This window comes from Halobellus inordinatus, from assembly GCF_024498335.1.
Classification (GTDB): Archaea; Halobacteriota; Halobacteria; order Halobacteriales; family Haloferacaceae; genus Haloquadratum; species Haloquadratum inordinatus.
In genome coordinates this window covers 1,677,356-1,690,594 of record NZ_CP101825.1, presented here as the reverse complement: position 1 = coordinate 1,690,594, position 13,239 = coordinate 1,677,356, and the positions used below count along the sequence as shown (strand labels likewise).

13 protein-coding genes are annotated in these 13,239 nt (G+C 67.3%); 6 read left to right on the top strand and 7 right to left on the bottom strand.

Annotation, left to right across the window (positions count from 1 at the left end; translation table 11 throughout):
* Positions 1 to 215: 215 nt before the first annotated feature.
* On the bottom strand, positions 216 to 1,211 hold the full coding sequence (locus NO362_RS08740; RefSeq protein WP_256288402.1) for a sulfurtransferase: 996 nt from the start codon (positions 1,209 to 1,211) through the stop codon (positions 216 to 218).
* A 308-nt stretch (positions 1,212 to 1,519) separates the two neighbouring features.
* On the opposite strand from NO362_RS08740, the gene NO362_RS08735 reads away from it, so the two are divergent.
* Together NO362_RS08735 and NO362_RS08730 are read left to right on the top strand one after the other, a co-directional pair.
* On the top strand, positions 1,520 to 2,695 hold the full coding sequence (locus tag NO362_RS08735) for an MBL fold metallo-hydrolase (protein WP_256288401.1): 1,176 nt from the start codon (positions 1,520 to 1,522) through the stop codon (positions 2,693 to 2,695).
* Positions 2,696 to 2,997: 302 nt separating this feature from the next.
* The gene (locus tag NO362_RS08730; RefSeq protein ID WP_256544923.1) at positions 2,998 to 3,915 is read left to right on the top strand and encodes a DUF7547 family protein; all 918 of its coding nucleotides are present in this window, start codon (positions 2,998 to 3,000) and stop codon (positions 3,913 to 3,915) included.
* A 22-nt stretch (positions 3,916 to 3,937) separates the two neighbouring features.
* On the opposite strand, the gene NO362_RS08725 is transcribed toward NO362_RS08730, so the two are convergent.
* The gene (locus NO362_RS08725) at positions 3,938 to 5,374 is read right to left on the bottom strand and encodes a PQQ-dependent sugar dehydrogenase (protein WP_256544922.1); all 1,437 of its coding nucleotides are present in this window, start codon (positions 5,372 to 5,374) and stop codon (positions 3,938 to 3,940) included.
* 276 nt (positions 5,375 to 5,650) lie between these two features.
* On the opposite strand from NO362_RS08725, the gene NO362_RS08720 reads away from it, so the two are divergent.
* From NO362_RS08720 to NO362_RS08710, 3 genes are all read left to right on the top strand, one after another.
* The gene (locus NO362_RS08720) at positions 5,651 to 6,559 is read left to right on the top strand and encodes an ABC transporter ATP-binding protein (protein ID WP_256544921.1); all 909 of its coding nucleotides are present in this window, start codon (positions 5,651 to 5,653) and stop codon (positions 6,557 to 6,559) included.
* Complete coding sequence (locus tag NO362_RS08715) at positions 6,556 to 7,317, top strand: ABC transporter permease (protein ID WP_256544920.1); 762 nt, start codon at positions 6,556 to 6,558, stop codon at positions 7,315 to 7,317. Before NO362_RS08720 ends, NO362_RS08715 begins: the two co-directional genes overlap by 4 nt.
* 127 nt (positions 7,318 to 7,444) lie before the next feature.
* The gene (locus NO362_RS08710) at positions 7,445 to 8,104 is read left to right on the top strand and encodes a bifunctional 4-hydroxy-2-oxoglutarate aldolase/2-dehydro-3-deoxy-phosphogluconate aldolase (protein WP_256544919.1); all 660 of its coding nucleotides are present in this window, start codon (positions 7,445 to 7,447) and stop codon (positions 8,102 to 8,104) included.
* A 61-nt stretch (positions 8,105 to 8,165) separates the two neighbouring features.
* Here NO362_RS08710 and NO362_RS08705 read toward each other — a convergent pair whose 3' ends face one another.
* The 5 genes from NO362_RS08705 to NO362_RS08685 all read right to left on the bottom strand — a co-directional run bounded on the left by NO362_RS08705 (position 8,166) and on the right by NO362_RS08685 (position 12,569).
* Entirely contained in the window at positions 8,166 to 9,794 is a 1,629-nt protein-coding gene (locus NO362_RS08705) for a PH domain-containing protein (RefSeq protein ID WP_256544918.1), read from the bottom strand.
* A 1-nt stretch (position 9,795) separates the two neighbouring features.
* A complete protein-coding gene (locus tag NO362_RS08700) occupies positions 9,796 to 10,263 on the bottom strand; it encodes a PH domain-containing protein (RefSeq protein WP_256544917.1) in 468 nt (155 codons plus the stop codon).
* A gap of 8 nt (positions 10,264 to 10,271) precedes the next feature.
* The gene (locus tag NO362_RS08695) at positions 10,272 to 10,730 is read right to left on the bottom strand and encodes a CopD family protein (protein ID WP_121568401.1); all 459 of its coding nucleotides are present in this window, start codon (positions 10,728 to 10,730) and stop codon (positions 10,272 to 10,274) included.
* Positions 10,731 to 10,951: 221 nt separating this feature from the next.
* Complete coding sequence (locus NO362_RS08690; RefSeq protein WP_256288392.1) at positions 10,952 to 11,632, bottom strand: YqjF family protein; 681 nt, start codon at positions 11,630 to 11,632, stop codon at positions 10,952 to 10,954.
* Positions 11,633 to 11,702: 70 nt separating this feature from the next.
* On the bottom strand, positions 11,703 to 12,569 hold the full coding sequence (locus tag NO362_RS08685) for an inositol monophosphatase family protein (protein WP_256544915.1): 867 nt from the start codon (positions 12,567 to 12,569) through the stop codon (positions 11,703 to 11,705).
* A gap of 154 nt (positions 12,570 to 12,723) precedes the next feature.
* On the opposite strand from NO362_RS08685, the gene NO362_RS08680 reads away from it, so the two are divergent.
* A complete protein-coding gene (locus NO362_RS08680; protein ID WP_256544914.1) occupies positions 12,724 to 13,239 on the top strand; it encodes a macro domain-containing protein in 516 nt (171 codons plus the stop codon).

Sequence of the window (13,239 nt, the reverse complement as noted above, 5' to 3'; positions counted from 1 at the left end):
TTTTGGGAAATAATTGCTGCATTCCGGCGGCGGGTCGCAGCAATCTGTCTGGTGACAATCTATTCATACGTATACTAAATCATCGATTACTACAAATACCTAGTGGAAATTATTGCAGATAGTACAGCGTGACAGGGCGCGGTGGGCAAAAAGAGGGAGAACACTGCTGATCGGTCAGTCGCCGACACACGAGACGGCGAAGGGGCTTGGGGGCGTTACTCTTCGTCCGGAGTTTCGACGGGTGCGTCGACGAGGTTGCCCCACTCGGACCACGAGCCGTCGTAGTTCGAGACGTCGGGGTAGCCGAGCAGTTCCGAGAGGGCGAACCACACGAGCGCCGAGCGTTCACCGATGTTGCAGTAGACGATGATGTCGTCTGTCGGATCGATGTCGGCCTCGGCGAAGGGTCGTTCGAGGGCCCGAGCGTGCTCGAAACGGCCGCACTCGCGGACGACGCTCGTCCACTCGATGTTGACGGTGTGAGGGATGTGGCCGCTCGCACGCGCCGGGTCGTCGGCTTCGCCGCGGTACTCCTCGGGCGAGCGGACGTCGACGATGGCGACGTCGTCCGAGAGCGCATCGCGGACGTCCCGGCGGTGGGCGCGGATCCGGTCGTTCGGGGGATACGCCTCGTACTCGACGGGCGTGACCGTCGGCTCCGACGTCGTCGTCGGGTAGTCGTTCTCCGTCCAGTAGCGTTTGCCGCCGTTGAGGAGACGGACGTCCCGGTGCTGGTAGTACTTGAGCGTCCAGTAGACGAACGCGGCGAACTCGTTGTAACCGTCGCTGTAGAGGACGACCGTCGAGTCCGGTGTGATACCGCGCTCGCCCAGTACGCTTTCGAGGCGATCGGCGTCCGGGATGACGCGACGCCCCGACGCCGAGAAGTCGCGGCGGGGGTCGAGTTCGATCGCGCCGGGGATGTGCCCCTCGTCGTACTTCGTCGAGACCTCGACTAAGCGGAGATCCGGATCGTCTTCCTCGAAGTCCGGGATCTCTCGTGCAAGGAAGTCGGGTTTGACCAGTACCGACTCCGAGTAGCCGGTCCTGTCGTCCCCGATCGACCGCTGCTGAATGCTGTAGCAGGTCTGTCGACCGTCGTGGAGGGCGGGTGCCGACTGGATGAGGTCGGCGTCTTCCAGTTCGTTGAGCCCGTATCTGGCCGTCCGCGAGGACAGGAGCGTCTCTTCTGTGATCTGTTTCAACGTCATCGACCCTTCGTGTGAGAGGACGTGATAGATAAACTTCGAGCTGGGCGGCAGCTCTGACAGTGATTCCTCAGCCCCATTATATTGCATTTTCAGTACAATACGAATTTGGGAGTACGGATACAAGACGTTATTGGTGCTTCCCACGGTCTTAAACCACTATCTCGAACGTCCCGCGACGCACACGATGAAAATATATACACAATAATTTCTGGTTCTTTGCCGCAATCGCCCCGCCTGGGCCGGTTTTGCACAAAATATTCTCCCTGCTGGAAATGGTTTAGGTACACGCCTACAATATCGCACCGACGATGGTCGAGACAATCACCGCCGAAGAACTGCGAGATATGATCGACGCCGACGAGGACTTCATCCTCTATGACTCGCGTGATCCGGAGTCCTTCGAGGACTGGCACATCGCCGAAGCCGAGAACGTCGAGTACTCCGGCTCGAACGACGAACTCGTCGGCGAGTTCGACGAGGACGACATCGGCGCCGGCGACACCGTCGTGACGATCTGTGCGACGGGGAACTCCGCCGAAAGCTTCGCGGAGTACCTCGAGCGCGAGGGCTACGCCCACGACGTCAAGACCGTCGAGGGCGGAATGGAGGCCTGGAGTATGGTCTACGACGTGGCCCCGATCGCCACGTCCAACGACGACCTGGTCATCCTGCAGCTCCAGCGGCGCTCGAAGGGCTGTCTGGGCTACGTGGTCGGCTCGAAGTCCGCCGGTGAGGCGGCGCTCATCGACGTCACCCGCGCGAGCGACGAGTTCGTCGCAGCGGCCAACGAGCGCGGTCTGAAGGTCACGCACGTCTTCGACACGCACATCCACGCCGACCACATCTCCGGTGGTCGAAAGCTCGCGAACAAGCTCGACGTGCCGTACCACCTGGGTGCGCCCGCCGAGACGCGCGACCCGCAGTTCGAGTTCGACGCCATCGAGCCGAACGACGCCGTCGAACTCGGCGACGTAGAGATCAAGGCCGTCCACACGCCCGGGCACACGACGGGGATGACGTCGTACCTCGTCGACGACGAGGCCCTGATGACGGGCGACACGCTGTTCGTCGAGTCCATCGGCCGGACGGAGCTCCAGTTCGCCGACAAGGACGCCCGCGACGGCGCCCGCGTCCAGTACAACACGCTCCAGAACGTCATCATGACCGAGCCGAACGACGTGAAGATCCTGCCGGGTCACTTCTCGGTCACCAACGACGGCGAGTACGTCGACGTCACGCCCGGCCAGCCGATGTTCTCAACGGTCGGCTACATCTGGGAGAACAACACGCTCATCCGGCAGTCCGAAGACGAGTTCGTCGAGCACATGTTCGAGAACCTCCCGTCGAAGCCGCCGAACTACGAGCAGGTCATCGCGACGAACGCCGGCGAGTACGAGCCCGAAGACGAGAGCGAGGAGACCGAGCTCGAACTGGGCCCGAACCGCTGTGCGGCGACCGAAGAGAGCACCGTCGCCGACGACTAATCGGCGCGACCTTCCCGTAGTCCCCATTTAGCAGGTATCGTCTGCGAGTCTCCCGCTCGGCCGCACGCCACGTGCGATCGACCGAGGACACCATCGCACTCGATACCGCACCTCGACCACCTCTCTCCCTGGTGCGTCGAGCCGTCGTTCCACACGAGCGTCAGTCCCGGCTCGGAACGGCTGTCCTTTTGTGCGCTGCCCGTGCGGCAGTCAAGATTCATCTACCCGTGAGCGCTCGTCTCCTCGTGAACTGATCCGCGAGCGGCGCACACGCTTTTCAGCGCCCGAGACGTAGATCGAATATGGCCTCAAGAGACCCCGCAGACGAGGACCTTCCGGCGCTCCTCGACGATCTTGACCGGACGCTCGCAGCGCTTCGTGACGAACTTCGCGAGGCCGACGATCCCTCCCGACAGCGCGCCGAGACGGCCGACGACAGCCGCCTCGAAGGCGAGCGGGGGCGACGGAGAGGCACTCGTCCGCGCCCGCCGTCGCTCTCGGAACTGTTCCGGTTCACCGAGCAGTACACTCTCCCGACGCTCATCGCCACGCTGGAGACGGCGATCCAGTCGCTCGAACTGCTCCGCGGAATGCTCCGGCTCGCGGACCCCGAGCGGTCGGCGTTCGAGCGGAGCGACCGAGCGAGCGGGTCGTCGACGGTGCGCCTGAGCGACGGCGTCGCGGGCGTGGGCCGGGGCGCTGTCTCGGGCGTCGAGCGCGCGCTCTCGGAGCTTCAGACCGCGCTCTCGGAGTCCGACCTGCCGGAAGATCAGTCCTCGCGGGAACTGCTCGAAGACGCCCGTCGGCTCTCCGCGGAGGTGTCGACGCGCCTCGCAGAGACGTCCCGCGAGAGCGACGCCGAGCGGTACGGGTACCGCCGCGATGAGAGTTCTCAGGGGAGAGACGACTCTCTCGACCGGGGCGGCTCCGAATCCGGGGGGGTCGAAATCGACGTTATGGACGAGCGTGACCGTCGCGAGCGCGGAAGTCACGAACGCGAAAGTGTAGCCGACGGCGAGGAAGAGACCGGTAACGGAGAGCGGGCCGACGAGACGTCTGCTGAGGCGCCCGAAGTCGACGTCGAAGCCGAACTCGCCTCGATCAAAGAGGACGTCGAACCGCGCGAGGAGCGATCGGAGGAGAGCGACGACGACACGCCGGCGACGTCGGATTCAGCGGAGACAGCGGGCGACGACGAAGACGAGGCATCGGAGCCCTGAATCTGGCGGCAGTCCGTCCGCGCTATGGCGCGACGAGACGAGCGACGCGACCGCTGTCGCCCTCGCCACCGGTTCGCCCGGTCGTGAGGACGTAGAGGTCGCCGTCCTGGTCGCGACCGAACCCGAGCACGTACTGTCCGAGGTCGGCGTCGCCGACCACCGAGACGGGCGCGATATCCCACGGCGGCCGTGCACCCGTATCGACGGCAAAGAGTCGACCGCGCGCGAGGTAATCCGCGAAGACGTACGCGCCGCGCAGGTCGGGGAGCGTCTCGGCGTTCACGACGAAGCCGCCGATGATCGAGACGCCCGAAATTCCGCCCTCGTCGTGTGAATATTCGGCGACAGGGTCGACTAGGGGGGTGCCATCGGGCGTCGCCGTCGGGCAGGAGTCCCGGCGGAAGCAGTGTGCGCCCTCGCGCACGTTCCAGCCGTAGTTGCCGCCGCGTTCGACGAGGTTCAGCTCCTCCCAGGCGCCTTGGCCGACGTCGGCGACGTAGAGGTCCTCGCCGAAAAAGGAGAGTCGCCAGGGGTTCCGAAAGCCCCAAGCGTACTGCTCGTCGAGTCCCTCGCGACCGACGAGCGGGTTGTCCGACGGGATCGCGTAGGGTTTGTCGCCGTCGGCCCCGTCGACGCCGCCGCGCCCGTCGACGTCGATCCGGAGGACGCTCCCCAGCAGATTCTCCGTGACGTCCTGGCCGTTCCCGCCGTCGACCGCGTCGTACCAGTCTCCGACGTGGCCCGTCCCGACGTCGTTGGCCGCGCCGCCGTCGCCGAACGGCACGTAGAGGTAGCCGTTCGGGCCGAACGCGACCGCGCCGGCGTTGTGATTGCCCTGGGGTTGGGGGACTTCGAGTACAGTGCGCTCTCGGTCGGCGGCGGCAGTGCGTGCGTCCGGGTCGACGGTGAACTCCGCCAGAACTGCTGTGTGGCTGTAGTTGCCGGGCGTTCCCGCTCGCGGCGCTGCGCTGTAGCGAACGTACAGCCGACCGTTGTCGGCGAAGTCCGGATGCGCGGCGACGCCGAGGAGGCCGCGTTCGCTCCCGAGCACGACGCGATCGGAGATGTCGAGAAACGGCCTTTCGCGCCGCCCCTCGTCGGTGAGCTCCCAGATCCGGCCGTCGCGGTCGACGACGGATCGACGGTCGGTGCCCGCGGGCGCGACGAAATCCAGCGGCGCTGCGAAGCCCGACGCCACGGGGTCGAGCGCGACCCGCGAGTCGGCGAGTTCGGGTCGCGGCCCGTCAGTCTCCGTCGGTTTCGGGACTCGAGTCCCTGCCCCACCCGTCTCGTCGGTCGTCGACCCGTCCGTCGCCGTCCCGCCCTCGTCAGTTCCCGCGCCCGGCCCATCTGTCTCGGTTGTCTCGTCAGATCCGCTCGGAGCGCTACAGCCAGCGAACGACGCGAATCCGGCGGCGACGCCCGCGCGAAGGAATCGGCGTCTGCGGAGTCGATCCATACGGCGAGGGAAGGGCCGAACCTACAAGGGTAGTTCGTCCGAGTCGTAACAGGGATTCTCGTAACTGTTCGGAGTTTCTCGCCGTATCGTCCGGCGAGACATCTATGGAGACTCACGATAATCCCTATAAGAACTCGTCCGTCGGAAGGTACTCATCCGTCGGAGAGGGCTCGTCCGTTCGGAGCCAACTCGTCCGTCCGGGCTCCGGTCCCGATCACCCGTCGCTCGGAGAGCGAATCCGAACCCCTTACCACCCGACGGACCCGACGCAGAAGTATGACAGCGGCACTCGTCGCCGAGGACGTTCGGAAGTCCTACGGCGACGTGACGGCCCTCGACGGCGTTTCGCTGGAGATCGACCCCGGGGAGGTGTTCGGCCTCGTCGGCCCCAACGGGGCCGGAAAGACGACGCTGGTCCGGGCGTTGACCGGGACCACCGAAGTCGAAGGAGAGATCTCCGTGCTGGGGAGTGCCCCCGACCGAGTCGAGGAGTCACAGATCGGACTCCTCCCGCAGTCGTTCTCGCCGGCGGGCCGACTCACGGCGCGCGAACTGGCCCGGCAGTACGCCGGCCTCTACGACGAGGCACGCGATCCCGACGCCGTCCTCGCCGACGTCGGCATCGACGGCGAGACGGCCGAGCAGTGGTACGAGACGCTCTCGGGCGGGCAACAGCGTCGCGTCTGCGTCGCCATCGCGCTCGTGAACGACCCCGACGTGCTGTTTCTCGACGAACCGACCACCGGGATCGACCCCGCGGGGCGGCGCGCGCTGTGGGGGCTACTCGAAGACCTCGCGTCCGGGGGGACGACGGTGCTTCTCACGAGCCACTCGATGGCGGAGGTCGAGCGGCTTTCGGACCGCGTCGGCTTCTTGAGCGACGGTCGCCTCGTCGCGCGCGGACCCCCGCGTGAACTGGTCGAGGCCCACGGCGGGCGGAGCCGACTCCTCTTCGAGACTGACGCGCCGCCGACGACTCTCGACGCGTCCGGCGCCGGCTACGACGTGTCGGCGCGGAACGGCCACCTCGTCGTCGAGGACGTCGGCCCGCGCGAGATCGGTGACGTCGTCGCCGCCTTCGAGAGCCAGGGCGTCGAATTCGAATCGCTGACGTGGAAACAGCCCGATCTCGAAGACGTGTATCTCGAACTCACCGGAACGTCGTTCGAGGAGGCGGAACGATGACTCGGCTGGGTCGGATCCGCGCGGAGTTCACCGCCTCCTGGCACGCCTTCCTCCGGCGCCGGACTGCGGTGTTCTTCACGTTCTTCTTCCCGGCGATCATCGTCGTGATCTTCGGCGCGCTGGTACAGACCCAGCCGACCGGGGGCGGCCTGTTCGCCGAGCCGAAGGGCTACTACATCGCGGGCTATCTCGCGGTCGTCGTGCTGTTCACCCCGCTGTCGCGCGTCGGGAGCACGGTCGCTCGCTATCGAGAGGGTCGCCGCTTCGAGAAACTGGCGACGACGCCGCTTTCTCGCGTCGAGTGGCTGCTCGCGCAGGCGCTCGTGAACGTCGTGGTGATCGGCGTCGCGGCGCTGCTGCTGCTCGCGCTCTCGATCCTCGTCACCGGAACGGCCATTCCGGCGACGCCGGCGACGCTGCTCGTGGTCCCGTTCGTCGCGCTCGGCGTCGTCCTGTTCTGCGGGCTCGGGGCGATCATCGGCCGCGTCGCGGACTCACAGGACGGCGTCATCGCGGCCTCGAACGCGATCGCGCTGCCGCTTTTGTTCCTCTCGGAGACGTTCGTCACGCCCGATCTCCTGCCCGCGTGGTTCCGCCCGGCGCTCGGCTTCTCGCCGCTGACGTACGTCGCCCGCGGCATCCGCGCAGTGACGTACGCCGACGCGACGACGGTCGCGCTCCCGAACCTCGCCGCCGTCGTCGTGCTCGCGACCGCGTTCTTCGTCGCCGGCGCATTCGCGGTGCCGCGGACAGACTGACGCGTCGGCTGACGCGTGCGGTGCCGCGGACGGGCCGTAGGCGACGCACGCCGGACCGCGCGCACGCTGGACTGCGGCCATCGCGCCGCCGGGGTTTATTCTCGCAGACGCCGAGTCCGTAGACGAGATGGTCACTCCCGACACGAACGAGGATGTACAACGACTGGTGGACAGCGGCGTCGTCGCAGTGATGCGGGGTGCCGACGCGGACACGATCATCGACGTCGCGTCGGCGCTGGCTGACGGGGGCGTGACCGCCTTCGAGATCACGGCCGACAACCCGGACGCGATGGACCTCATCGCGGAGGTGTCGGCGTCGTTCTCGGCCGAGGAGGCGATCGTCGGCGCGGGGACGGTCCTCGACGCCGCGACGGCGCGCGCGGCCATCGCCAGCGGTGCTGAGTTCGTGGTTGGCCCGACGTTCGACGAAGGGGTCGTCGAGACGTGCAACCGCTACGGGACGGTGGTCGCGCCGGGCGCTCTCACACCGACCGAGGCGCTCGACGCCTTCGAGGCGGGCGCCGATCTCGTCAAAGTCTTTCCCGCATCGTCGATGGGGTCGGACCACCTGTCGAGCATCGCCGGCCCGCTGCCGCAGATTCCACTGATGCCGACCGGCGGTATCGACGTCGACAACGCCGCCGACTACATCGACGCCGGCGCGGTGGTCGTCGGCGCTGGCAGTGCGTTGATGGACGACGAGGCGATCGCTGCGGGCGATTTCGAATCGATCACCGAGACCGCACGGGAGTTCACGCGCGTCATCGACGCGGCACGTGAGAACTGACAGACCGGAGGAGTGGAATCCGTTCGGGCAGCGCTGTCTCCGCTTGCCGCCGGTTCCGCCGTCACGCGTCTGTGGAGCCGGACTCGTCCGGAGCGCCTGAATCGTCCGGTCCGCCCTCCGCGGACGAGCCTGAGACCGAGCCGTTCGACGTCGCGTCTGCGGCTTCGTCGACGCCGATACCCGCCCGTCCCGCCCGATAGGCGTCGACGGCGCGACCGAGGCGGGCTTCGAGTTCTGCGCGCAGTTCGTCGGCGCGCTCGCCCGAGACGTCGACAGCGGCGGCGTCTTGTCCTCCGAGCGAGAGTGACCCTGCGGTATCGACGGTAACCGTCGCGAGACCGAGTCGCCGCTGGAAGACCGTCCGGGAGTCGATCACGGTCTGGATCCGGTAGTAGGGGACGATCTTGGTCTCCCGCTGGAGCACGCCATTCCGGGTGACGACGTGCTGGTCGCCGAGCCAGTGGCCCCGATGCTTCCAGGTCGCGTGCGCGAACCCGGCCGCGGCCGGAACCAACAGCAACAGCGGCCACAGCGGGAACGAGACTGGGAGTAGCGATCGAGCGGCGTAGAGCACGGCCGCGAAGACGCCGACGACAAGCAGATATCGGACCAGATAGCGACGCCGCGCCCGCGTTGGCGGCCGTTGGAAGTCGACATCGCCGAGGGGTTCGAGTTCTTCGACGAGAGTCAGGACGTGCTCGCGCTTGGCGAGCGGGATCGCCGCTTCCGAGCCGCGTGACCCGCCGCCAGAGCTTCCGCCGGGGGCGTACCCGGCCGTCTCGATGTACAGCGTCGCGTAGCCGAAGTGCCGCTTGAGGGGATTGTCGGCGATCGTCAGCGTCTGGATCTTGTCGAACGGGATCGACCCGTCGTAGCGCTGGAGAAGACCCCGCTCGTACTGTAACTCGTCGCCCGAGCGAACGAGGCGGAAGTCGTAGTACTCCACGATGGCCGCGACGGCCCCGACGATCCAGGAGACGACCGCGACGCCGACGAGCACGGCCGCGGCGACGCCAACGAGCGTCGTCCCGCGGACCGTCGTGAGATACGCCGGGACGATCGTGGACCCGACAGTCGAGACGAGCACGAAGAGGACACCCGGAACGCGGGGATCGACCGAGAGCGCGCCGAGGATGGCGAGTTCGCTTCGATCGAGCGCGAACAGTTCCTCGAGTTCCGGTTCGACGGCGCCACGTTCGGCCGCTTCGGTCGCCTCGCCCTCCTCGCCAGTGCGCTCTGCCTGCCGTTTCAGCCGCGGGAGCTCCCGCTGGAGGCGCTTTGCCTCCTCGAAGGACACGAACCGAAGTTGGGCTTCGGTGTCGCCCCCTCCGGCCGTCTCGAATGAGACGACGGCGATCCCGAGGACGCGCTGTATGACGTTCCGCGAGATGTCGACGTTCTGAATCCGGCGAAGCGGAATCTCGCGGCTGCGCCGGGAGAACACGCCGGAGTCGATATCGAGCGTGTCGGCGGTGAGTTCGTAGCTGAACCGCCGGACATAGGCCGTCTCGTAGGCGATGAGGCCGAGGGCGGCAAGACCGGCGACCAGCAAGAGGACGATCGGGCCGGCCGGGCCGAGGCCCGGGATCTCGAAGCCGCCGCCGAGGCCGAACGCGAGCGCGACGGCGATGCCGCTTCCCCGCTGCAGCACGCGATAGGGGACCGACAGCGGTGAGAGCGACTGCGGCATCTCAGACCGCGTCCTCGCCCTCCGAGCGGATCGCCAGCCGTTTCAGCCGCTCGCGAAGGTCGTCTGCATCGTCCGGTGCGAGTCCCGGAATCGACACGTCGGCCCCGCGGGAGCCGGCGGTGTAGACCACGGTGCTCGCGAGACCGACCACGCGCTCGATCGGCGACCGGGCGGTGTCGACGTGCTGGACGCGGACGAACGGCACGACTGTCCGAACTCGCGTGAGCACCCCGCGTTCGAGATACAGCGAGTCCTCTCGGACCTCGTAGCGCCAGACGCGGTAGCGGGCGAGCGCGACGACGACGCCGAGCGCACCGAAGCCGACGAAGACCGCGATCGGAGTCCACCCGGGGAGCCACGGCGGCGCGAGGATCCGCTGGACGGCGAGCGCGACGCCACCCAGGATGGCTGCGGTCAGGACGGCCCGCGCGACCCAGAGAAGTCGGACGCGGGGATGCAGACGGTTCATTGTTGTGTTCAGTACGGGACGAGGCCAGCCGAAAGCAGGCCGGCGTCGACGAGCAGGAGGACGCCGACCACCGCGGCGGCCCGGAAGATCGTCGTCACCGACTTGGCGGGCGTGCGGACGCGCTTCTCCTGTAGCCCGTCGACGAGTCGGCTCCGGCCGATCTCGACGAGCGCGGTGAACACAAGCCACAGCGCGAGCATCGCGAGCACGAGGTGGCCGCGTCCGGTGCCGGTGAGCGATTCGATCGTGTAGCCCGTCCCGGCGAGGTGGCCGCCGGTCAGGAACATCACGACCGAGGCCCCACGCGATAGATAGACGAGGCGATCGGCGATCTTCTCTAAGGGCGCCGCGTCCAGCGCACCTTCGACTGCGGCCGGAAGAATCGCTCCGGCGACGAAGACGACGCTGCCGACCCACAACGCCCCCACGAGGACGTGCAGGGTCGTCATAACCGTGTCAATTACCATACTGGCGCAAAAGGATCGACGGCGCTTGAAACCCGGCGGTTCGTGTCGGTGTCGATGTCCACGTCTGGTCGGCGCCGCGTGTCGCGTGCCGACGCCGCGTGCAACACCCGCACCTGGAGAAACTCATACTGTCGGACAGAACGATGTGAAAATTATCAGCTCCCCGTGGGTGCCAACATAATTCACGAACTGCTGTCCGACAGCATCAGACACCGAAAGACTCAGACCGTCCGGATTCGCTCGGCCGTCACTTCCGTGCCCGGCGAGTAGTGGACGAGTGGGTCGCCGGCGGGCCGCTCGAATCCGTCGGCCTCGAACAGCGTGTTCGTCTCGATCTCGACGGTTCCCTCGACGAGCGGCCACGGCGGGTGGGCGATGTCGCCGTAGTAGAGGCTCGCGCCGTCCGTATAGAAGCGGTAGTTCTCAGTCAGGAAGTGTTCCAGCGTCCCCGCCTCTGGCGTAAACTGCTCACCGGTCGGGCGATACGTAGCCTCGAAGTGCGCCGGCCGAGCGCCGGACTGCGTGCGGCGACTACGGAGGGTCACGGCGTCGTCTTCCCGCGAAACACGCATCTCGGCACTGAAATACGGGAGCCGAAAGAGCCCCCGGGCGACGAGCACGCCGAGGCGGTCGTCCGCGTCGAGGCTGAAGAAGTAGACGCTGTGGTCGTCGCGTCCGGGACGCGTGACGTACGTTCGGAGGTTCAACTCCGGAAACGAGAGGCCGAGCGGGGCCCCTCGCGGCCGAATGTCCTCCATCACGAAGCCGACGACGCCCAGCCACGCGTCGCCGTCGTACGTCGCCACCTGGAGACCCTCTGGTAGCCGAGCCGACACGACGGCGGGGTCGACCGGCCAGTGTGCGAACAGCGCGTCGCGCCACCGCATCTGGAGGAGGTCCATACTGAGCGTAGGCACCCCGGACACTTGCGGCTTCCCTGTGTGTGAGTCCCTTTCGCACTCTCCTGTCGCCTCACTCGATCGCTCCGGACGCTGCGTCGACGAGCTGATCCAGTTTCGTCCGGTCGGTCGCGGCGACGTAGAGCCCGCCGACGCCGGTCTCCGTGGTGCCGTGTTCCGTTGCAGCGTCCGTTGACTCGTCGGCGTCGTCCAGTGCGGCGACGTCGACATCGAGCACCCGGCTCTCGACGCCGCTCTCCGCCGCGAGGAGTTCGCCCGCGTACTGCTCGTAGACGTCCGGCAGGAAGGCGACGAGGCCCTCGATCCCGCCGCGGGCGAGGAGACCCCAGTCGACGCAGGGCGACCACGTGTTGATGACGCGCTTGCAGCGCGCGTCGACCGCCGCTTCGACGCGCTCGGCAGCCGCACGGCGCTCGTCGTCGCGGACGGCCGGCAGCCCGACGACGAATGAGACGGTCGACTGTGAGAGCGAGAGATCGCTCTCGGTGCTGAGGGGTTCGCCGTCGGCAGTCGCCCCGCCGTCGCGTCGGGCGAGATACAGCGAGTCCGGGAGGGGTTCGTAGATCGCCGAGACGAGCGGCTGGCCGTCGCACAGCACGCAGGCGGCCGTGGCGAACGAGGGGATCCCGGCCGCGAAGTTGTTCGTCCCGTCGAGCGGGTCGACGACCCACTCGTAGCGGTGCTCGCCCGCGCGGCCGGACTCCTCGCCGTGGACGGCGTGGTCGGGGTACGCGTCGTGGATCACGTCGAGCGCGCGGGCCTCGGCTTCCCGGTCTGCGGCCGACTTCACGTCGTCGGTGCCGTACTCGGCCTCGATCGAGAGGTCGCGGAAGGCGTCCGCCAGATAGTCGCCGCTGGCGCGGACCGCCCGCGCGGCGACGGCCTCCAGCAACGCCAGGTCCGACGATCGACCGTTCATACCCGCGACACGGAGCGAACGCGACAAGAACTGTTCGGTTTGTGAACGTGTTTGGATCCTACGCTTCGTCGTCCGTTCGCGGGACAGAATCCCGCTGCCGCGCGCGTCCGCTGCTGGCACCGACGCTTTTCACGACGCCGGCGTAAGAGAGCGTATGGAGTTCACAGTCGTTCAAGGCGACATCGCGGCGGAGTCCGCGGACGCCCTCGTCAACGCGGCGGGAACGAGCCTCCAGATGGGATCCGGCGTCGCTGGCGCGCTCCGTCGGGGCGGTGGTGAGGCGCTCAATCACGCCGCAGTTGCGAAGGGGCCCATCGACCTCGGCGAAGTCGCCGTCACCGACGCGTACGACCTCGACGCCGACTACGTGATCCACGCCGCCGCGATGCCGCACTACGGCGACGGGCAGGCAACGGCCGAGAGCATCCGCGAGGCGACGCGTCACGCGCTGGAACGCGCCGACGAACTCGGCTGTGAGTCGCTCGTGATCCCGGCGCTCGGCTGTGGCGTCGCTGGCTTCGCACTGGAAGATGGAGCGCGAATTATCGCCGAGACGATCCGGGCGTTCGACCCCCGGTCGCTCACCGACGTGCGGTTCATCACGTACGGCGACGACGAATACGAGACAGTCTCCCGCGTCGCCAGCGAACTCCGCGAGGAGCACGCCTGA